At 66.7% G+C, this 20623-nt stretch carries 14 protein-coding genes; 11 read left to right on the forward strand and 3 right to left on the reverse strand.

Annotated features, from left to right (window positions below; translation table 11 throughout):
• Nucleotides 1-115: 115 nt before the first annotated feature.
• The 3 genes from ACEL_RS02190 to ACEL_RS02205 all read left to right on the forward strand — a co-directional run bounded on the left by ACEL_RS02190 (nt 116) and on the right by ACEL_RS02205 (nt 6010).
• Nucleotides 116-2533, forward strand: a complete 2418-nt coding sequence (locus tag ACEL_RS02190; protein ID WP_169303175.1) for a SpoIID/LytB domain-containing protein — start codon at nt 116-118, stop codon at nt 2531-2533.
• 72 nt (nt 2534-2605) lie between these two features.
• Nucleotides 2606-4987 (forward strand): glycosyl hydrolase family 18 protein, encoded by a 2382-nt coding sequence (locus ACEL_RS11330; protein ID WP_011719261.1) that lies wholly within the window; start codon nt 2606-2608, stop codon nt 4985-4987.
• 120 nt (nt 4988-5107) lie between these two features.
• On the forward strand, nt 5108-6010 hold the full coding sequence (locus ACEL_RS02205; protein WP_011719262.1) for a YihY/virulence factor BrkB family protein: 903 nt from the start codon (nt 5108-5110) through the stop codon (nt 6008-6010).
• Between the two features lie 44 nt (nt 6011-6054).
• Here ACEL_RS02205 and ACEL_RS02210 read toward each other — a convergent pair whose 3' ends face one another.
• Complete coding sequence (locus ACEL_RS02210; protein ID WP_011719263.1) at nt 6055-7155, reverse strand: glycosyltransferase family 2 protein; 1101 nt, start codon at nt 7153-7155, stop codon at nt 6055-6057.
• Between the two features lie 299 nt (nt 7156-7454).
• Between ACEL_RS02210 and ACEL_RS02215 the strand changes: the two genes are divergently transcribed.
• Complete coding sequence (locus ACEL_RS02215; protein ID WP_011719264.1) at nt 7455-8585, forward strand: glycosyltransferase family 4 protein; 1131 nt, start codon at nt 7455-7457, stop codon at nt 8583-8585.
• A gap of 112 nt (nt 8586-8697) precedes the next feature.
• Nucleotides 8698-11307, forward strand: coding sequence for a cell wall-binding repeat-containing protein (locus tag ACEL_RS02220; RefSeq protein WP_148204503.1), 2610 nt, complete (start codon nt 8698-8700; stop codon nt 11305-11307).
• Nucleotides 11308-11438: 131 nt separating this feature from the next.
• Here ACEL_RS02220 and ACEL_RS02225 read toward each other — a convergent pair whose 3' ends face one another.
• On the reverse strand, nt 11439-12443 hold the full coding sequence (locus ACEL_RS02225) for a zinc-dependent alcohol dehydrogenase (protein ID WP_049751337.1): 1005 nt from the start codon (nt 12441-12443) through the stop codon (nt 11439-11441).
• A 2-nt stretch (nt 12444-12445) separates the two neighbouring features.
• Entirely contained in the window at nt 12446-13255 is an 810-nt protein-coding gene (locus tag ACEL_RS02230; protein WP_169303176.1) for an IclR family transcriptional regulator, read from the reverse strand.
• 164 nt (nt 13256-13419) lie between these two features.
• On the opposite strand from ACEL_RS02230, the gene ACEL_RS11335 reads away from it, so the two are divergent.
• The 6 genes from ACEL_RS11335 to ACEL_RS02260 all read left to right on the forward strand — a co-directional run bounded on the left by ACEL_RS11335 (nt 13420) and on the right by ACEL_RS02260 (nt 20613).
• Nucleotides 13420-14598: a M24 family metallopeptidase gene (locus ACEL_RS11335; RefSeq protein WP_011719268.1), complete on the forward strand. Its 1179-nt coding sequence runs from the start codon at nt 13420-13422 to the stop codon at nt 14596-14598.
• Between the two features lie 53 nt (nt 14599-14651).
• Nucleotides 14652-15572 (forward strand): U32 family peptidase, encoded by a 921-nt coding sequence (locus tag ACEL_RS02240; RefSeq protein ID WP_011719269.1) that lies wholly within the window; start codon nt 14652-14654, stop codon nt 15570-15572.
• Nucleotides 15569-17329, forward strand: coding sequence for a dihydroxy-acid dehydratase (locus tag ACEL_RS02245; RefSeq protein ID WP_011719270.1), 1761 nt, complete (start codon nt 15569-15571; stop codon nt 17327-17329). The genes ACEL_RS02240 and ACEL_RS02245 overlap by 4 nt, the downstream gene beginning before the upstream one ends.
• A 25-nt stretch (nt 17330-17354) precedes the next feature.
• The gene (locus tag ACEL_RS02250) at nt 17355-18698 is read left to right on the forward strand and encodes an ABC transporter substrate-binding protein (protein ID WP_169303177.1); all 1344 of its coding nucleotides are present in this window, start codon (nt 17355-17357) and stop codon (nt 18696-18698) included.
• A 70-nt stretch (nt 18699-18768) separates the two neighbouring features.
• Nucleotides 18769-19710: a carbohydrate ABC transporter permease gene (locus tag ACEL_RS02255; RefSeq protein ID WP_011719272.1), complete on the forward strand. Its 942-nt coding sequence runs from the start codon at nt 18769-18771 to the stop codon at nt 19708-19710.
• 48 nt (nt 19711-19758) lie between these two features.
• A complete protein-coding gene (locus ACEL_RS02260; protein WP_011719273.1) occupies nt 19759-20613 on the forward strand; it encodes a carbohydrate ABC transporter permease in 855 nt (284 codons plus the stop codon).
• Nucleotides 20614-20623: the final 10 nt, after the last annotated feature.

Here is a 20623-nt window from a genome sequence, read left to right on the forward strand (position 1 = left end):
GAACCGGTACCACGTCCTTCGCGCCGCTCTCGTGGTATTGCTGGCCGCTGGTCTCACTGGCGTCGGGCTCGCTCCCGGTGCACTCCGGGCTGCATCGGCCGAAGAGTTCGTCCCGGTGAGTGCGGACGGAACGTTCACCGTCACCGGCCACGGGTACGGCCACGGCATCGGCATGAGCCAGTACGGTGCACTCGGCGCGGCGAAGCAAGGTCTATCCGCCGGCCAGATTCTCGCCTTCTACTACCCCGGCACCGTCCAGCAGAACGTCGGAAACCCGCAAATCCGGGTGCATCTGACGGCGTATGACGGTACGGGCATCACCGTAGGGACGCCGCCGGGCCAGCAGCAGATGACGGTGACCGACGTCGCGTCCGGCAAGTCTGCCACGGGTCCCGCGACGATGTACAAGGTGACGGTGGATCCAAGCGCGTTGCACGTCTGGTATCTGAACCCGTCGACCAAGTCGTGGCAACCGTTTCCCCTCGGCGGCTCCGCGGACACCACCGGCCCAGTGACGTTCGCCACCGGCGCCGGCGTACGGATCTACTCCGGCGACGGCAGCTCCCGGCAATATCGCGGAACGATGCGCATAACGCGCATCGGCAGCCAGACGATCGCCGCGGTCAATGACGTCGACCTTCAGTCTTACCTGTACGGCGTCGTGCCCCGGGAAATGCCGGACTGGTGGGGAAGTTCCGCGCCGGCCGCCCTGCAGGCACAGGCGATTGCCGCCCGCTCCTACGTGCTCGCGGTCGCCAATCCGAGCGCCACCTGGGACATTTGCGATACGGCGGCCTGCCAGGTGTACGGCGGCCAGCAGCTCATCACCGCGCAGGGCGCGGTGACCAATCTGGAAGGAAGTTACTCCCGCGCCGCTGTCGACGCGACCAGCGGGATCGCGTTGTTCTACAACGGTGCGCCGGCGTTCACCCAATTCTCGGCGTCCAACGGCGGTCAGGTCGCGCCCGGCAGCAAGCCGTACCTGGTGGCCAAACCCGATCCGTACGACACCGCCGATGTCGACCCGAACGTCACTTGGACGGTCAAGCTCTCGGCATCGTCGTTGCAGAGCGCGTACCCGCAGGTGGGCACTCTGCAAGGCATCGACGTCGTCTCCCGCGACGGTTACGGTGATTTCGGCGGCCGCATCACCTCGTTGCAACTTGTCGGCACCGGCGGCACCGTTTCGGTCGGCACGTATCTCGGCCTGAAGTCGAATTACTGGACCGCGCAGGGTGGCCCGAGCCCGCAGCCGGTCATTCTCAACCGTGGCACGGCGGTCGGCAATTTCGAAGCGGCGACGGCCGCAGGGCCCGGCCTCATTGCGGTGCAGGGATGGTCCTTCAACAAGGCGAACACGTCGGTCGCGGACTATGTCGACGTGTATGTCGACGGTGTCGGTGCGGGGCGGTTGGTCGCGAATCAGGTTCGGCCTGATGTGGCACAGGCGTTCAACGGGGCGGGGCCGTATCACGGGTTCTCCGCGGTCGTTGCGTCAACGGGAGGGCCGCATCGGGTCTGCGTGTACGGCATCGACGGCGTGACGAATCCACAGCTGGGTTGCCGATCCGTGACGCTGCCGGCGGGTAATCCGCGCGGTAATTTCGAGACGCTGGCGGACGTCGGCACCGGTGTGCAGCTGAGTGGTTGGGCGCTGGATCCCGATGTGGCCGCCTCGATTGCCGTGCACGCCTATGTGGACCGCACGATAGCCGCCGTCGCGACCGCCGACCAGCCGCGGCCCGATGTTGCCGCCGTATTTCCCGGCTACGGGCCGGCGCACGGCTTCTCCCTTGTGCTGCCGGCATTGCAGGGCACGCATAGCTACTGTGTGTACGGGATAAACGTCGGGATCGGAACGACGAATCCGCAACTGGGCTGCCGCACGATAACCCTCAACCGCAACCCACGCGGCGCCATGACAATCGCCGGATACCAGCACGGCACGGTGACGGTGGCCGGGTGGGTGGTCGACCCTGACACGCAGGGACCGATCACCGTGCACGTCTACATCGACGGCAGGTGGGCCGGTCAGGCGACGGCGAACCTCGATGGTGCGACTGATGCGGCCAATCAGTTCCCCGGTTACGGTACACAGCACGCTTTCTCCGCGTCGCTGCCGCTGAGCGCCGGGCCGCACCAGATTTGCGTGTACGGCATCAACGTCGGCCAGGGTAACCAGAATCCACTGCTCGGCTGTGCCCTGATGACCGGCGACGGCAATCCGATCGGTCATCTCGACAACGTTGCGCAGGTGAACGGTGTCTGGACGGCGCAGGGCTGGGCGCTCGATCCGGACGTGACCACTCCCATTCCGGTGGACATTTACGTGGATCAGCAGAAGGTCGCGCGGGTCATGACCGGATCTCCGCGGCCTGATGTTGCGGTGTACTACGCCGGCTGGGGTTCCGCCACCGGTTTCCAGGCGCCGTTAACGCTGGCTGGCGGAACGCATAAAATTTGCGCCTATGCCGTCAATCAGCCGGCTGGTAACGTCAGTACCGCGTTAGGCTGCGTCACGATCCGCCTCTGAACGGTCCGGCACACCGATGCCGTGTGGCGTGGTCATGCATCACGGATCCGCCGACGGTTGAAGGAGTATGTCATGTTCCACCGGGCTACCCTTCGGCGTCCCTCCGCGCTTGCCGGGATCGTCGCAACCGTTGCGGGCAGCCTGATCGCAACGGTTGGTCATCCGGCGACCGCGCATGCCGCGACGCCGCAGCGGCAAGCCTCTGGTTGGATCACCTATTGGCAGACCGGTTCGACGACCCAGGTCGCCAACAACGGGGATCTTTTCTCGGACGTGTCCGTCTTCTGGTTTCACGCGGCCAGTGCCACGTCGATCGTGCCGTCGGGAAGTACGCCGGACAGCGTGCTGCAATCCACGATCGCTGCTGTACGGTCCCGCGGCGTGCCGGTGACGATTACTGTGACGGACGGCACCGGCAGCGGTGTGATGGCCTCGATTCTCTCCAATCCGACGACCCGCACGCAGCACGAGCAAGCGCTGCTGGCGCTCGCCACACGTTATGGGGCGAGCGGTATTGACCTGGACTACGAAAACATGGCGGTGTACGCCAACTCCAATCCGGCGCTCGTGCAACCGACCCGGACGGGTTTCGATGCGCTGGTGCAGGAGCTGTCGACGTTGCTGCACCAGCACGGGATGATTCTTGCCGTTGATGTCATGTCGAAGACCAGCGAACCGGGCGCGACCCCGGCCGGCCAGGTGTACGACTACCCGACAATCGGCCGGTGGGCGGACCGGGTGCGCATCATGACCTACGACCAGCATTCCGCCGGTTCGGCGTACCCGGGCGGGCCGATCAGCTCGATCTCCTGGGTGCAGACCATCTTGAATTTCGCGGTCACCGTCATCCCGCCGCGGAAGATTTTCATGGGGGTGCCGCTGTATGGCTACGACTGGGCCAGTACCGGCGGCCGGGCGAAGGCCGTCACCTACCCGCAGGTGGTGAACCTGGTCGCTCAGTATCACGCGACGCCGCGGTGGTCAGCGCCGGACGGGGAACCGTATGTCACGTACACGGACGCCAGCGGTGTCCAGCATTCGGTCTGGTACAACGACGCCAATGCGTTGCAGGCGCGGCTTCCGCTGGTCGGCAAGTACGGGCTCGGCGGGGTTGCCTTCTGGTCGTTCGGCGATGAAGATCCCGGCATCTGGTCGATACTTCGTGCCGCGACATATGGGCCGAATCCGTTCGGCAATTTCGAACAGGCAGTGCTCTGGCCGGGTGGGGTGCGGTTGACCGGCTGGGCGATCGACCCGAACACGGCGTCGTCCATCAACGTCGACGTGTACGTCGACCGCGTGATGGTGCAACGCGTTCTGGCGTCTGGAAACAGGCCGGACGTCGGCACCTTCTACTACGTGTACGGCAGCGCGCACGGTTTCGACACGGTGATCCCGCTGCACGCCGGGACGTACACGATCTGCGTGTATGGCATCAATGTCGGGCTGGGGGATACGAATTCGCAGCTCGGCTGCCGGACGGTGACGATGCCCACGAACAATCCGGTTGGCAATTTCGAAGCCGCCGGCGGTGCGTACGGCGTCCTCACCGTCTCCGGTTGGACGCTCGACCCGGACACCGCTGACCCGATTTTCGCCCACGTATATGTCGACGGACAGTTGCGTACGATCACCCTGGCGAACGGGAACCGGCCGGACGTCGCCGCTGCGTTTCCCGGATGGGGCGCGGCCCACGGATTTTCCGCGTCGGTGACCGTGACCGGCGGCACGCACACGGTCTGTGTGTACGGCATCAACGTCGGCTTCGGAACGGTGAATCCGCAGCTGGGGTGCAAGACCGTATCGGTGAGTTCCGGCAATCCGGTCGGCAATTTTGAGTCCGTCACCGGCGGGTTGGGGACGCTCACCGTAAGTGGCTGGACGATTGATCCGAATACACCGGCGCCGATCGACGTGCACGTGTATGTCGACGGCCGATTCGCCGGCAGCGGAACCGCGAACGCGAATCGGCCGGACGTCGGAGCGGCGTTCCCGTCGTACGGTCCGGATCACGGTTTTGCGGTCACCGTGGGTGCGCCGAGCGGAACCCATACGGTCTGTGTGTACGCCATCAATGTCGGCCCGGGTGAAGCGAATCCGCCATTGGGATGCCGGCAGGTGTCTGTCGCCAACGCCAATCCCATCGGCCACCTGGACACCGTGACTCGCAACGGCAACCAGTTCGTCGCCCAGGGTTGGGCGATTGACCCGAACACCGCCGATCCGATCGACGTCGTCGTGTATTACCTGGGCGGTTCCAGCCCGGCGGCCACCGGAACCGCCGACCTGCCCCGGCCCGATGTGGCCGCGGTTTTCCCGGCGTACGGGCCAAATCACGGTTTCGCCATCGACGTACCGGCGCAACCGGGCGGCGGCGTGCTGTGCGCCTTCGGGTTGAACGTGGGACCCGGTGACGCGAACGGCTTCCTCGGCTGCCTTTCCGTGCCGCAGTGACACCTGTCACGACGACGGCAGCGACGTGCCGCACCGGCTTGCCGAGCGCGGAGTTTGCCGGCAGGGTGGATGACGCAGAAGTGCACGGCACCGGCGGGCTGACATGACACGGGAGGGACGGTGGTCGACGAGAAGGCCGCCCGGCCTCGGGTTCTGGTGGGCCGGATCCGGAGTGCGTATGACCGGCTTCCGGCGGGTGTGCGGATTTTCGGCGGTGCGGTTCGTGAGTTCAGCGACCATCGGTGCACCCTGCTCGCGGCAGCGCTGGCGTATCACGTGCTTTTCTCGTTCTTTCCACTCGCCCTGGTGGCGGTGGGAATCGTCGGCTTGGTCAGTAGTGACCCTGCGGTGCGGAACGAGGTGGCCACTCGGATCGTCGGCATCGTGCCGCTGAACACCGCCGGCCGGGATCAATTGGCGAATCTGTTGACCTCCATCGCCGGCGCCCGCGGCGCGATCGGGTTTGTCGGTCTGGCGGGTTTGTGGTGGTCGGCCAGCGGTGTGATGGGCGCGCTCCGGGGCGGGCTGAATCAGGCGTTCGACGTGACGGCCAAACGTCGATTCTGGCGAGCGAAATTCCTGGACCTGGTCTTGGTGCTCGGGGCCGTGGTCGTGGTCGGTGTGTCGTTCGGGGTGACGATTCTGGTCGGCATTTTCCAGCACATTGCGCATCGCTTGCCGGGTGTGCTTGCGGACGCGGGTAGCTGGTTGGTCGATACCGGCGGCCTTGGCATCGCCTTGCTGTTCATCTTCACGATGTGTCTGTTGCTCTACCGCTACGTACCGGTTCAGTCGTCGCGGATCGTGGATCTGTGGCCCGGCGCGCTGGTCGCCGCCGTCGGTCTGGAGGCGCTGCAGTACGGGTTTGCTTTCTATCTCTCGAACTTCGGTCACTACAACCGGGTGTACGGGACGCTCGGCGGAATCGTCGCGTTCCTCTTCTTCGTGTACGTCGCCGGTGCGGTGTTCTTCTTCGGCGCGGAGGTTGCCGACGGGTACGCCCGCTACCGGCTCCGGCGGTAGGCGGCATTCCACGTCGCCGACGTCGTCCACTGCACCGGTGGTGCCTACGGCCGCGCTTCCCGCGGAGGGCGGAGTGCGCGGACGTGCCGGCGTTTGCGCAGCAGGGCCGGCAGGGCGGTGAGGACGCCGGCCGCCACCCGCAGGCGGAGCCGGACGGAGAAATTCGGCGTCGCGGGGACGGACATTCCGATGAGCCTCCGGAGCGGCAGCAGCAAAGTAATCGCAAGGAACCGGAGAAATTCCCAGCCTGCCCGCCATATCGGGGCGCAGGTGATGAGCATCCACAGTCGATTCCGCTCGTTGTAGAAGGCGAACATCGGCGAGCGGGGGTCGGTTGAGGCGGCGTGCTCGTGCCGTACCACCGCCTCGGGCACGTAACGGATCGCCCAACCGGCTCGACGCAGCCGCCACGACAGCTCGGTGTCCTCGTAGTACAAGAAGAAATCCGGGTCGAACGATCCGACGGCACGTGCGGCGGAGACGCGGATCGCGGCCGCCGTCCCCGAAAATGCCGGCACGTCACGGTCGGTGTCGTACCGCCCGTCGTCCGGTTCACCGAATCCGCGGTCCCGGCCGTAACCGTCCGGGCCGATGAGCACGCCGGTGTTGTTGAGCAGGCCGCTGTCCGCGAAGACGACTTTGCTGGTGGTCGCCGCAATTCGCTCGCCGCCGGGTTCGGCGAACGGCCGCATCAACGCGGCGAGCCAGCCGGGAGCAACGACGGTGTCCTGGTTCAGCACGACGACGAACGGGGTTTGCGCGTGGCGTATCGCGAAATCGGCGGCGCCGGCGAATCCCCGGTTGGTGTCGAGGCAGACCAGCCGGGGTTGCAGCGGATGGGCTGCGGCCAGCGCGGTGGTGTTGTCGGTCGAGGCGTTGTCGATGACCCAGATCTCCGGCTCGATCTGCCGGCCGCGGTTGTCGGTGACCCGTTGGGATGCGAGGGCGTCCAGGCAGCGGTCGATGAACCGGGCGCCGTTCCACGTGATCACAGCGATGGTGACCCTCGGCACTTCGGCCGGACTGGGCGATTCGCCCGCCCCGGGGACGGTGTCCGGCCGAGCGACGGTGTCCCGGTTGGCCGAATCGCCCGGCTTAGGGACGCCGTCCGGTGCGGGCGCTCCGGCCGATTCGGGCTGGGTCATGGCGGCATCATCCCTGAGGTCCGTGATTGCCGGCAGCGGCGGAGGTGCTCCGGCCCCGACCGGCACCTTCGCGACCCCCCAGCCCGACCCCGCTCCGGCCCATCCCGGCCCGCCCCGCTCCGACCCCCCGGGCCCGGCCCCGCTCCGACCCCCCGGGCCCGGCCCCGCTCCGGCCCGTTCTGGCGCGGCGCGGCCGCGCCGCCTGTCCGGACGACCAGGCGTAAGCTACGTCACAGTGCTGGTCGCACTCCAAGGTTGTCGTCAGACCAGCGGATCGTGACTGTCGAGGTGAAACGACCGTGGCGCCGAGAGTGCTCATCGACGCCACCGCTGTTCCCGCTGACCGGGGTGGTCTCGGGCGGTATGTCGACGGTTTGCTCGCCGCGCTCGGCGCGCTCGGCGCGGACGTCGCCGTCGTCTGCCAGCGGGTGGACGCCGAGCGGTACGGCCGGATGCTGCCCAATGCGCAGATCGTCGCCGGGCCGGCGTCGTTGGCGAATCGCACCGCGCGGCTGGCCTGGGAGCAGACCGGCCTCCCGCTGATCGCCGAACATGTCGGGGCACGGGTGCTGCACACCCCGAATTACTCCGTGCCGCTGCACTCCCCGGTGCCGGTGGTGACGACCATCCACGACGCGACGTTCTTCAGCGAACCGGAGTTGTACCCGGCGGCCCGGGGTGCGTTTTACCGGGCGGCGATTCGGTCGGCGGTCCGGCGGGCGTCCCGGTGCATCGTGCCGTCGAAGGCGACCCGCGAGGAGTTGGTCCGCCTCCTCGAAGCCGACCCGACCCGGATCGACGTCGCGTATCACGGTGTTGACCACGCGATTTTCCACCCGCCGAGCGACGCGGAGCGGGCGCACATTTTCGCCCGGCTGGGGCTGCGCGACCAGCAGTATGTGGCGTTTCTCGGCGCGTTCGAGCCGCGGAAGAATGTGCCGAGCCTGGTCCGCGGCTGGGTGCAGGCGGTCAAGGACATGGAGAAGCCCCCGGCGCTCGTCATCGCCGGCGGCGCGGGCTGGGACGACGACATCGACGCCGCGATCGCCGAGGTGCCGGCGCACCTGCGGGTGATCCGGCCGGGATATTTGCGCATCGCCGATCTCGCCGGCTATTTGGGCAGTGCGGAGGTGGTGGCTTTTCCCAGCCACGGCGAAGGGTTCGGTCTACCGGTGTTGGAGGCGATGGCCTGCGGCGCTGCGGTGCTGACGACGTACCGGCTCTCGCTGCCGGAGGTCGGCGGTGACGCCGTGGCGTACACCGAGCCGGACGCCGTGTCGATCGGCCGGGCGCTTGCGGCTCTGCTCGCCGACCCGGATCGTCGCCGCGCGCTCGGCGAGGCCGCGTATCGCCGGTCGTTGGAGTTCAGTTGGACGGCGAGCGCGGAGGCGCATCTGGCGAGCTATGAGCGGGCCGCAGGGGAGGCGTGACCTCATAGCCGAGTTCGCGCAAGGCCTCCGCGGCGGCGGCCGGGAAGTCGCGTGCCTGCCGGCGTGGGACTTTCCCGGCGGGCCGGGACACGGGGACCGCTAGGCTGCGCCCGTGCGCGTGCTTCACGTCACCTCGTCGTTCCCCCGACATGATCAAGACTTCATAGCCCCGTTTTTACTCGACCTTATGCATGCGCAGCAGCAGGCCGGGATCGACGTGATGGTCGTCGCGCCACACGACGCCACGGTCAGTCAGTACGCCGCGGTGAGCCCGGACCCCCCGATCGGTCCGGACGCCACGGTGAGCCCGGACGCCGCGGCTGCGGCGGCTGCGCCCGCCCGGCCGAGCCCCAGCCCCGACACCCGCCCGGACCCCAGCCCCGACGCCCGCCCGCGCCCCAGCCCCGACGCCCGCCCGCCGGGCCGCCGCCCGGATACCCACGGCACGGTCGCTGGCGTGCGGGTGCGCTGGTTCCACTACGCACCGGCCGGCCTCGAACGGCTCGCCTACCGTGGGGGACTCCTCGCCGCGGCACGGTCCCCGGCGGCGCTGCTCATTCCGCCGTTCCTGGCCGCGATGACCGCCGCGGTTCGCCGCGCGACCCGCGACTTCCAGCCGGACCTCATTCACGCCCACTGGTGGTTCCCCGCCGGTTTCTGCGCCCTCCCGGCCAGCCGCCGCTCCGGCCGGCCGCTCGTCATCACCGCGCACGGCTCGGACCTCCACCTCCTCCGCTTCCCGCCGCTGCGCCCGCTGGCCCGCGCCGTGCTCCGCCACGCCGCGCTCGCCACCGCCGGCAGCGCCGCCGCTTTTACGGGCGCGGGCGGCGGTGGTATCAGCTCGGCCGGCTCGGTGACCGTTTATCCCGGGTTGACCGGCCAGGCGCTCTCCAACGTCACGGTCAGCCTGCCGGACGCGAGCGGCGCCGGCTGGTCCGCTGGTGACTTTCTCACCTTCACGTTGACCAGCGCCGCGGCTAGCACGCCCCACGTCTGCCAGACGTCGAGCAACCTCAACGAGTCGGCCTCGCTGGCGGCTCCGACGGTGACCGCGGCGAATAGCGGCACGTCGGCGGCGTTCACCGGGTTCACCGTGACCCAGGGGTCGAGTAGCACGTGCAATGTCAAGGACTCTTTTACAATCGCTTTGACCAGTGGCGCGCCCAGTGACACGAATAACACGGTGTTCACGATTTCGGGTTTGTCGTTGACCCTGGGCTCGGCCATCGCTCCGGGCACGCCTGTGTACGTGTACGTGACGGCGAGCAACGGCACGCCGTTCGGAGCAGGCACCGTCGATGCCGCCGCGCAGGTGGCGACGGTGTCGGACGTGTCGGTGAGCACGAGCGTGGTCGGTGCGACGCCCGGCGCGACGGTAGCGATTAATCCAATCGTGGTCACCGACTACGCTCGCGGCACCATCAACACGCAGATTCAGTTCAAGCTCGCGACTTCCGGTGTCACTGACAAATTCGCGACGGCGGGCACGTTGACCGCGCCGTCCGGGGTGACTTTCACCGGGCCGAGTGAGACGCTGCCATCGAGCACGCTGACGTATAAGATTACTGGTTCGGTTCCGGCGGGTGGCAAGTTCACCCTGACCGGCGCCACCGTCACAGTGGACGCCACACAGCCCGCCACCCTAGCTGATCACGTGGTGCAGGTATGGACCGGTTCGACGCTCGGTCAGGTGGGTCCGAACGCGAATGTCGTGGTCGTCGCGAACACGTCGCGTACCTACGCCGGTGTTGACCGGTACGCTACGTCGGCCGCTTTGTTCGCCGCCAACCACAACAGCTACGCGGTGGTCGCGAGTGGGATGAGCTACGCGGACGGGCTGTCGGCTGATGTGCTGGCTGCGCATCTGGGTACCGGTGTGTTGTTGACGGATCCGAATTCGTTGCCGGACTCGACTCGGCAAGCGCTGATCAACAATGGTGTTGCGATCGTGTACATCGTGGGTGGCACGTCGGCGGTGAGCGCGAATGTGGAGTCGCAGATCGCCGCGCTGCACGTGTCGAACAACCCGGCCAACCCGTTGATCACCGTGTATCGGATCGCCGGCAGTGACCGGTACCAGACCAACATGCAGGTCAACCTCACGGCTGGTCCGACCGGCGGCCGGGCGATTATCGCGACGGGCACGAATTTCGCGGACGCCCTGGCGGTGAGCCCGGAGGTCTACTCCCAGCACTACGCGCTGGTTCTCACCGACCCGAATTCGTTGAGCTCGACCGCGCAGAGCACGCTGACGGACCTGGGTATCACGAATGTGATCATCGTGGGTGGCACGTCGGCGGTGTCGGCGAATGTCGAGTCGCAGTTGAAGAGCGATGGGTTCACGGTGCTGTACCGGATCGCCGGTGCGGATCGGACCGGGACCGCGGCGCAGATCGCGATCTGGGCGACCGCTGGACTGTCGGCGGCCAACGGGTACAACGCGCTGGACACTGGCGGCCTGGCAACGTTCAAGGGCGCTGCCAATATGGCCACGGTTGAGTTGACGCGTGGGGATGCGTTCCCCGACGCTCTGTCCGCCGGCCCGGCGGTTGGGAACGCGGGTCACGTGCTGCTGCTCACCGCTAACCCGACCACGCTCGGGTCTGGCGCCGGCCAGTACCTGGGCGGCAAGGCGCGCACTGTGACCACCTTCGACGCGATCGGCTACTCGGCGGCGGTCAGCCCGTCGGTGCTCACCGCGGCGATCGCGGCGCTCGGCTAACCGCTGAGACCCACGCCAAAACGCACGAACCACGTGGGCCCGGGGCAACCGCCCCGGGCCCACCGGTTTTATCTGGGCGGTTTTGGGGTGACGCTGGCGTCCCCCCAAAACCACATCCCAACCGCCGGCTCTCACCCCGCCGGGATGAGAGCTACCTTCGCTCGGGAACCGCTGCCTTCGCGGAGTGCCGCGAAGGCAGCCGCATACGCCTGGAGCGGGAATCGGTGTGTCACAAGGAAACCCAGATCCACGCTGCCCGCGTTGAGGAGGTCGACGACCCGGCGCCACGCCGTCCGCGTGTAACCAAAACTTCCAGCGATGGTGAGATCGCCGTTGACGACGTCGTCCACCGGCAACTCCGCACCCGGCGGGCCACCCAGGTAGCCAAGGAGAAGCACCACCCCGCCGCGGCGCACCGCGGCGAACGCCGTCCGCACCGCCGCCGCACTCCCGGCCGCCTCGACCACGAGATCAAAATGACCCGCCGGCACAGCCTCGGTATCCACCGTGAACTGATCCGCACCAGCGCTGGCGGCCAGCCCGGCCTGCTCGGTCCGCCGGCCAAGGAGGGTCACCTCACTGGGCGACCACAGGTGCGCCAACCGTGCCGCCAGCAAGCCGATCGTCCCATCGCCGATCACTAACACCCGCCATCCCGGAACAGGCGAGACCCGGCTCAGCCCGGTGAAGACCACCGACGCCGGTTCGGTGAGCACGGCCGACTCCTCGGAGACTTGAGGCGCTAGCGGATGCACGAGATGCGCCGGCGCACGCACCAGCTCCGCCGCAGCGCCGTAACGGGTGAACCCCAGCTCGTCGTAGGTGTCGCATCGATTTGTTGCGCCGGCCGCGCAGGCGGTGCATCTACCGCACGGCACGATCCCCTCCACGACGACCCGCGTACCGGCGGCCAGGCCACCGCGTCCCGGTTCGGCCACCACACCCGTCCACTCGTGACCGAGCACCATCGGGTAGCGGATGAAGAGGGGATCCACCCGACCGTCGACGATGTCCACATCCGTTCCGCAGATGCCGACGAGGGTCGGACGCACCAGCACCTCCTCGGCGCCAGGCACGGGGTCGGCCACCTCGGCGAGCTCGATCGCTCCGGGTTCGCGGACCAACAGAGCGCGCATGGTCACCTCGCGTGTTCCCACTCGGCCGGCAGCGTGCCGCCGAGCACCTTCGTCAGCTGTTCCGCTCCGAGCCGCACCACGTCGCCTAGCTCCTGCAGCCGCCAGGTCGGCACCCCAACCTTCACCCCGGTCGCCGAGAGCGCGCCTCCGCAGCGCCCTCGATGGTCGAAGAACGGTGCAGCGACACAGAAAACACCGTCGACGTCCTCCTCGTCATCGATCGCGTAGCCCCGGCGCCGTGTCATCGCCAAGTCGTGCAGCAGGGTGGGGACGTCGCAAATGCTCTTGGCCGTGCGGCGCGGCAGACCGCACTCCTCGGCAATCCGCCGGACCTCTGCATCCGTCAGGGTGGCCAGAATCGCCTTCCCGGCGGCGGAGGTGTGCGGCAGTTCGCGCACCCCCAGCGGGGCGTGAAACCGCACCGCATCCAACGCGTCAATCCGCTCGACGAAGACGGGATAACCGTCGTCCGCAATCGCCAAGCGGATGGTGAGCCGGGTCTCCTCGCTGAGCTTGCGGAGAATCGGCGCCGCCATCTCGGTCAGCGGAAACTGCCGCGCCGCGACATCCCCCAGGTGCACCAACACGATTCCCAACGTGTACCGGGGGCCCGGTTCGATGGCGCGCAGATAACCAGCGTCGACCAACGTCCGGACCAGACTGTGCGTGGCGCTCTTCGACAGACCGCAGGCGTGGGCCAGCTCGCTCAGGGTGGACCCTTGCGCCGACCCCTGTGCCACGGTTGACACGATCTGCAGCGCACGCCACACGCTCCCCACCCGGTAGCGGGCGGTGTCATCGGTGTTCGGCATGGACATATCGTATGCGGTATCGCACGACAGATGTGGGTCGCCGTCCCGTTACCGATTCGTAGCCGAGAGAAAGCCCGTAGCTGCTTGACGAGCCGAGCGTCGTCTGCTTCGCTAACAATTACGTAATTGCCGAACTGCATTCGGTATTACAGAACGGAGTGGTATTGGACGTCAACCGGGCAACCGCGGCCGCCGCCCGGCTCGCCGCGCTGCGAGAGCACGTCGGAGTTCCGGGCATCGTGCTCACCACCCCGGGCAACGTTGCCTGGCTCACCGGCGGTGCCAACACGCCCATCGACCGCGGCGCAACCACCGACGTCATCTGGGCGGTCGCGACCCCGGACCACATAGCGATCATCACAACCGAGGTTGAAGCGCCCCGATTGGCCGATGAAGCGGCATTCGGTTCCCTCGGTTGGCCTATCCACGCGGTGCCGTGGTGGGAGCCCGCCATGTTCGTCGCCAAGGCCGAAGCGATTGCCGGCGTTCATGCGGACCGCCTCGCCGCCGACGGGCACCCTGCCTTCGGACTCGACCTCGCCGTCCACCTCGTGCGCACCCGCATGGCCCTCACACCGCCCGACGTCGCGGCCCTTGCCCGGCTGGGCACAGACGCCGCCGCAGCCGTCAGCGCCGCGCTTCGCGCCTGGCAACCCGGGGACACCGACCGTACGATCGCCGCTCGGATCGCCGCGGATCTCGAAGAGGTCGGGGCATTTCCCACCGTTCTCCTCGTCGGCGGCGACGACCGCCTCCAGCGCTACCGGCACCCGGTCACCGTTGGTGCTCCGCTCCACGACGTCGTCATGACCGTGCTCGTAGCGGTCCGCGGCGGCCTTCACGTCGCCCTCACCCGCTACGCCGCCCGCACCCCGCCGCCCACCGAGTGGCGGGACCGGCTCAACGCCGTCCGGCGGATCCACCGGGCTGTCCTCGACGCCTGCTGGCCCGGACGCACGGTCGGTGCGGCCCTCCAAGCCCTTGCCGCGGCCTACGCGGCCGAGGGCGCCCCCGACGCCTGGCGCCAGCACTACCAAGGCGGGCCGATCGCCTACGCGCAGCGGGAGTACGAACTCGCCCCGGTGCAGACCACGGACCAGTGGTGGAGTCACGTCCTCACCTCCGACACGGCGGTGGCGTGGAATCCCAGCCTCCCCGGCGGTGCGAAGGACGAAGACACCTACCTCATCACCCCCGCCGGACCCCGCCTCCTCACCACCTGCACGGAATGGCCCATGACCAACGACGACGTGCCGCGACCCGACGTCTGGGTCATCGACGGCACCCCGCCGAGCGGCGAGCGACAGCAACAGCCGTTGCCCATCGGCACGTCGCCGCCGTGACCACCCCACCACGGAGCACGCCGCGCCCTCTCACCCGTACGGAAGGACACACCATGCGAGCTGATGCACTGCTCCGGGCGGCAAACATCCCCGCCGAGTCGGGGATTGCGCCGAGCAGCAAGAAATTCCCAGACGGCGCCGATTTCCGCATCGAAATTCCCTCCGTCGAAGGCCCGGCGGTGCTGGCCGCCGTCATCGACGAAGCCGAGCGTCGCGGCGTCGTCGTCAACCGTGTCTCCCAGGGCAGCGGTGCGATGCTCCTGACCGAAGCCGAGCTGCGTGATATGGCCGCCATCGGCCGTGACGCCGGACTGGAAATTTCCCTCTTCGTCGGACCGCGCGAAGAATGGGGAATCGGCGCCCAGTCCCGCGGCGTCGACGGAGCCGCGCTCAGCGGATCCATTCGCGGACTGCGGCAATTGCGGTATGCGGTCGAAGACGTGCTCCGCGCCGTGGAGTGCGGCATCCGCGGATTCCTTGTCGCCGATCCCGGGCTGCAGCGGTTTCTCTCCCGGGCGCAAGACGCCGGCGATATTCCCGCCGATGTGGTCTGGAAGACGTCAGCGGTGAGCGCGCCGTCCAATCCACTGACCCTCCAACTTCTGGTGGACATCGGCGCCGACACCGTCAACCTGCCCACTGACCTGACGCTGGCCGAACTCGCCGAAATGCGTGCGGTAGCGGACATCCCGCTCGACCTGTATGTCGAATCGCCGGATGCGATGGGCGGTGTGGTGCGCGGGGAACAACTCGCCGACCTGGTGAGCGTCGCCGCACCGCTGTACGCCAAATTCGGGTTACGCAATTCCCGTCCGCTCTATCCCTCGGGGCTCCACCTGCAAGATGACGCGGCCGTCATCGCCAGGGAGAAAGTACGCCGCGCGCAACTCGCCTTGGAATGGCTGGAGCGTACCGGCTCCCACGCGATCCAGTCGAAACCCGGCGCCCTCGGTTTGGGAATCCCGGTGCCATGACCGCTGCTTCGAATTCGTCATCGCGTAACGCGCCGTTGCGCAGCGCCCGTTGGTTCGACGGCGACGACGACGTTGCCGTCGAACACCGCGCGGCGCTTCGCTCAGCGAACCCTGAGTTCCGTCCCGGCGGATCGCAGCCAGTGATCGGGATCGCGGACACGTCAAGTGAACTCAACCCGTGCAATTTGCCGCTGCGCGGACTCATCCCCGACGTGGCGCAAGGAATTCACGACGCCGGCGGGATTCCGGTCACCCTCCCCGCCATGTCGCTGGGTGAAGACCTGATGAAGCCGACCGCGATGCTCTATCGCAATCTGCTGAGCATCGAAATCGAAGAATATCTCCGCGCCTACCCACTCGACGGGATCGTGCTCCTCGCCAACTGCGACAAGACCGTGCCCGGCTCTGTCATGGGTGCCGTGAGCGCCAATTTCCCAACAATGATGCTCATCGGCGGTCCTCGGCCCATCCAAACATTCCGCGGACGCCGGATCGGCAGTGGTACCGCGTTATGGCGCGCCTTCGACCAGCACCGTTCGGGCGAGCTGGACGATGCCGCATGGGCGGAATTTGAGCAGTGCCTGAGCTGCGGCCAAGGCGCGTGCAACACCATGGGCACAGCCGCCTCCATGGCCGTCGTCGTGGAAACCCTCGGCTTCACCCTGCCTGGTACGGCGACGATGCCCGCCGACGACCCGGCCCGCCGGGCCGTCGCGCACGAGACCGGTCGCCGCGCGGTCGCCGCCGTCCGGGAGAACGTCCGACCCCGCGACCTCATCACCGGAATCAGTCTTCGCAACGCAATCCGCGCCCTCAACGCCTGCGGCGGCTCAACCAACGCGATCCTTCACCTCATCGCGATCGCCCGGCGCGCCGGCAACGCCCTGTCACCAGCGGACGTCGCCGCCGCCGGCCGTGGCGTTCCGGTGCTCCTCGATATCGAACCGCACGGTCAGGGTCTCGTGCCGGATTTTCACGCGGCCGGCGGCGTCCCGGCGATCCTTGCCACCCTCGGCGATTTCATCGACCGCTCTGCGCTCGCCGGAAATGGCGAACCGTGGTCGCGCGTCCTGCGGAATGCGCCGGTCGTCAACGAGACGACCGTCATCCGCCCGCTGGACGCGCCATTGCGATCCGACGGCGCTTTCGCCTTCCTGCACGGCAACCTTGCACCGCGCGGCGCCGTACTGAAAACCGTCGCGGCGAGTGAGCGTCTTTTCCAGCACCGGGGTCCAGCCGTCGTTTTCCACGGCTACGACGATCTGTGGTCGCGCATTGACGATCCAGATCTCGAGGTCACGCCGGAGAGTGTGCTCGTCCTCGCCGGATGTGGACCGATCGGCGGCCCCGGAATGCCTGAATGGGGCATGATTCCCATCCCGAAGAAGCTGGCGAAAGCCGGCGTCCGTGACATGGTGCGCGTGAGCGACGCGCGCATGAGCGGTACGTCGTTCGGCACCTGTGTGCTCCACGTCGCACCTGAGGCCGCAATCGGCGGGCCGTTGGCGCTGGTCCGGGACGGTGACATCATCCACCTCGACGTCACCCGCGGCCGCCTCGACGTGGAAATCAGCGAGGCGGAACTGCGGCGTCGCGCCGCCGAGTGGGTGACGCCGCCCAATCCCTACCGGCGGGGTTGGATCGCGCTGTACCGCGCCCACGTCACCCAAGCCGACGAAGGCTGCGATCTCGATTTTCTCCAGCCCCGCACGCCGCAAGACATCGAATTCGTCGAACCCACCATCGGTCGTTCGTAAACAGGCACACATGAGGAGGTCCACCTTGCCCAGGAAATCCGTCGTTGCCGCGCTTGTCGTGACCGCGCTCGCTGTCGCGGCATGCTCCAGCGGCACAAAGAGCCAGACCAATACCAGCAACTCCGCGACCTCGAGCGGCGCCGGCGGCGCGTCATCGAACGCGAACACCGCACCGGTCACGCTGACGCTCTGGCACAACTACGGCACGGAACAGAACGCCACAGCCACGCAGAACCTCGTCAACGCCTACGAAAAGCTTCATCCCAACGTGACGATCAAAGTGGTGAGCCAACCGGCGGACAACTACTTCTCCCTGCTGCAGGCTGCAGCGATCTCCAAGACCGGGCCTGACATCGCCGTCATGTGGACCGGCTTATTCACCCTGCAGTACAAGGATTTCCTCACGCCGCTCAAGGGACTCGTCCCCGATGCGGCGCTCACCAAGCAGCAGGGTCTTGAATGGATGACGGACAATTTCAACCCGAACGGCAATCCCTACGTCATGCCGCTCGAGACCCAGTTCTATATCGGTTTCTATAACAAGGCCGCATTCGCGAAAGCCGGCATCACCCAGGTTCCGCAGACCTGGAATGAGCTTTACGCGGCATGCGACAAGCTCAAGGCGGCCGGTTACACGCCGCTGGTGTACGGGAACGGCGGGCAGAGTCTCGGTGCGGAGTTCTACCCGTGGTACGATGCGAGCTACATCGAGATCGGCCTTCTCCCCGTCGATCAGTGGCGCAACCTCTACGACGGGAAAACGCCGTGGAATTCTCCGGAAGAAATCGCCGCCTTCAGCAAGTGGGCTGCGCTCCACGACAAGGGTTGCACCAATCCGGACGTGCTGACCAAGACGAACAACATCGATGATTTCGTCAACGGGAAGGCGGCGATGATTATCGACGGCACCTGGGACACCCAGAAGTTCACCGACGCGATGAAGGACAACGTCGCCGCGTTCGTCCCGCCGTTCTCAGACACACCGATCAAGGGTGTCGTCAACTACCCCGGGGACGGTTTCAGCATCATGAGCTACTCCAAGCACAAGGCGGAGGCGGCGGACTTCCTCGCCTTCATCGCGTCGCCGGAAGGGCAGGCGGCCATCAACGCCGCCGGTCTGATCCCCGACACCGAGGGTGCGACCACCTCGAATCCGGTGAACCAGCAGATGCTGGACTTTGTCAGCAAGGACGGGATGACCCCGTACCCGATGCTCGACAATGTCGTCCAGGGTGAGATCGTCGATGCGGGCAACAAGATTCTGCCGTCCATTCTTGCCGGCAAGATTTCGCCGTCCGACGGTCTCGGCCAACTGCAATCGACGTGGGCGCACCTGAGCCCGGACAAGAGGTCCAACGTTTACCAGTGATCCGAAGAGGCTCGGTCGAGACAATTGTCTCGACCGAGCCTCCACCGGCAGACCGACCGTGAAGGGAACGATGGCGAGCTCAACCGTCACCCCAGGACGGCTCACCGCCCGTCCGCCTCATGCCACGCAGCGCCGCCGCACCGGCTCGACGCTCGGTCACCGGCGCGCCTGGGCTGGCGCTGCGATGTCTCTCCCCGCCTTCATTCTTGTCGCCGCCGTGCTGGGCATTCCGATCGGTCAGGCGGTGTACTACTCGATGACCGACTGGAACGGGCTCACCGCCCATTGGATTGGTCCGGCGGCCTATCGCCGGGAATTCGCAGACCCGACATTCTGGCGTGTCCTGCAGAACAACGCTCTTCTGCTTCTGGCGGTGCCGGTAGCCCTGGCCGTCGGACTGGCCATTGCCTACGTACTCAATCAGCACATCCCGGGTTGGCGGATCTTCCGTACCCTGATTTTCTTTCCGACTGCGATCTCCTGGGTCGTCATCGGCATGGTGGCGTCCCGATTCTTCGCCGGCGAAGGCACTCTCAACGACATTTTGCGCAGCCTGGGCCTTGGCTTCCTGCACACCGACCTGCTCTCCGGGACCCGGACCGCGCTCCTCGCCGTCGCCATCACCTTCATCTGGTCGATGGTCGGCACGAATATGGTGATTTTCCTCGCCGGCATGGCAACTCTCGATCCTGCACTCCACGAGGCGGCCCGCCTCGACGGTGCCGGTGGTTGGACGGTGTTCCGGCGGATCGTCCTGCCTCAACTCAAGCGGTTCATCCAATTCGCGTTCACCATTACCGTGATCAGCGCTTTCACCGCGCTTTTCAGCCTCATCTTCGTGATGACCGGAGGTGGCCCGGGGTACGGTACGACAACGCTGGAATTCTTCGTCTACCAGACCGCCTTCTCCAAGAGCCAATTCGGTTTGGGTGCGATGCTCGGTGTCGTGCTCTTCGTCATCATGGTCGTCGTCGGGCTCATCCAACTGCGTGTCCTGCGAACGCGGGACTAACCGGGCGGAAAGGACTCCCATCGTGTGCAGTGTTGCGAGGTGGTCGAGGTGAGCGTAGCGACGGCACCTGCCCCCGCCGGACATCGTCGTCGCCCTCGGCTCACGGTCGGACGGGTGATACTCGTCCTCCTCATGACCGCGGTCACCGTCGTCATGCTCTATCCGTTCGGCTTCATGGTGAACAACTCGTTCAAAACGCAGCAACAATTCGATGGCGCGGTCAGCGGCCACTCGCTCTCCTCGTGGATGCGCCTTCCGAAAGTCATTCCGGTCTGGCGGGAAATCATCAATTCCACCATCGTCTGTGCGGCCGCGATCGCCATCATTCTTGCGGTCAGCACCATCGCCGGTTTCGCCTTCGCGAAGCTGCGCTACCGGGCGTCGGTGCTTGTCTTCATCGCCATCATCGCGGCCATGCTCATTCCGGTTCAATCCATCATCATCCCGGCGTACGTCAATTTCTCCAAGGCACACCTGCTCACCGGGTACTGGGGTGCCGTGCTCGTGTACGCCGCGCTTGGCACGCCGTTCGCCACGTTCCTCATGACCACCTTTTACCGTGGTCTGCCGGATGACCTGGTCGACGCGGCCATCGTCGATGGCTTGGGGTATTGGGGTGCGTTCGTGCGGGTCGCGCTGCCGATGGCGCTCCCGGCAATCGTTACGGTGACCGTCCTGCAGTTCATCCAAATCTGGGACGACCTGCTCGTCGGACTGCTGTTCTTACAAAACCCGAGTGACCGCACGATTACCGTCGGGCTCGGCGTTCTTGCCTCTGGTCGCACCACAGACATTCCGGTGCTGATGGCTGGTTCTCTCATGAGTGCCCTCCCTGCGATCCTTGTCTACGTCGTTTTCCAACGGCAACTCGTGAGCGGACTTACCGCCGGGATGGGCAAATAGCGTCTACGAT

This window comes from Acidothermus cellulolyticus 11B, from assembly GCF_000015025.1.
Classification (GTDB): Bacteria; Actinomycetota; Actinomycetes; order Acidothermales; family Acidothermaceae; genus Acidothermus; species Acidothermus cellulolyticus.

What these genes read in the sequence shown, in the direction of transcription:
- ACEL_RS02210 (WP_011719263.1), bottom strand. Translation starts at nt 7,155, where the DNA reads ATGACCCAGCCCGAATCGGCCGGAGCGCCCGCACCGGACGGCGTCCCT.
- ACEL_RS11330 (WP_011719261.1), top strand. Translation starts at nt 2,606, where the DNA reads ATGTTCCACCGGGCTACCCTTCGGCGTCCCTCCGCGCTTGCCGGGATC.
- ACEL_RS02230 (WP_169303176.1), bottom strand. Translation starts at nt 13,255, where the DNA reads ATGCCGAACACCGATGACACCGCCCGCTACCGGGTGGGGAGCGTGTGG.
- ACEL_RS02240 (WP_011719269.1), top strand. Translation starts at nt 14,652, where the DNA reads ATGCGAGCTGATGCACTGCTCCGGGCGGCAAACATCCCCGCCGAGTCG.
- ACEL_RS02245 (WP_011719270.1), top strand. Translation starts at nt 15,569, where the DNA reads ATGACCGCTGCTTCGAATTCGTCATCGCGTAACGCGCCGTTGCGCAGC.
- ACEL_RS02255 (WP_011719272.1), top strand. Translation starts at nt 18,769, where the DNA reads ATGGCGAGCTCAACCGTCACCCCAGGACGGCTCACCGCCCGTCCGCCT.
- ACEL_RS02225 (WP_049751337.1), bottom strand. Translation starts at nt 12,443, where the DNA reads ATGCGCGCTCTGTTGGTCCGCGAACCCGGAGCGATCGAGCTCGCCGAG.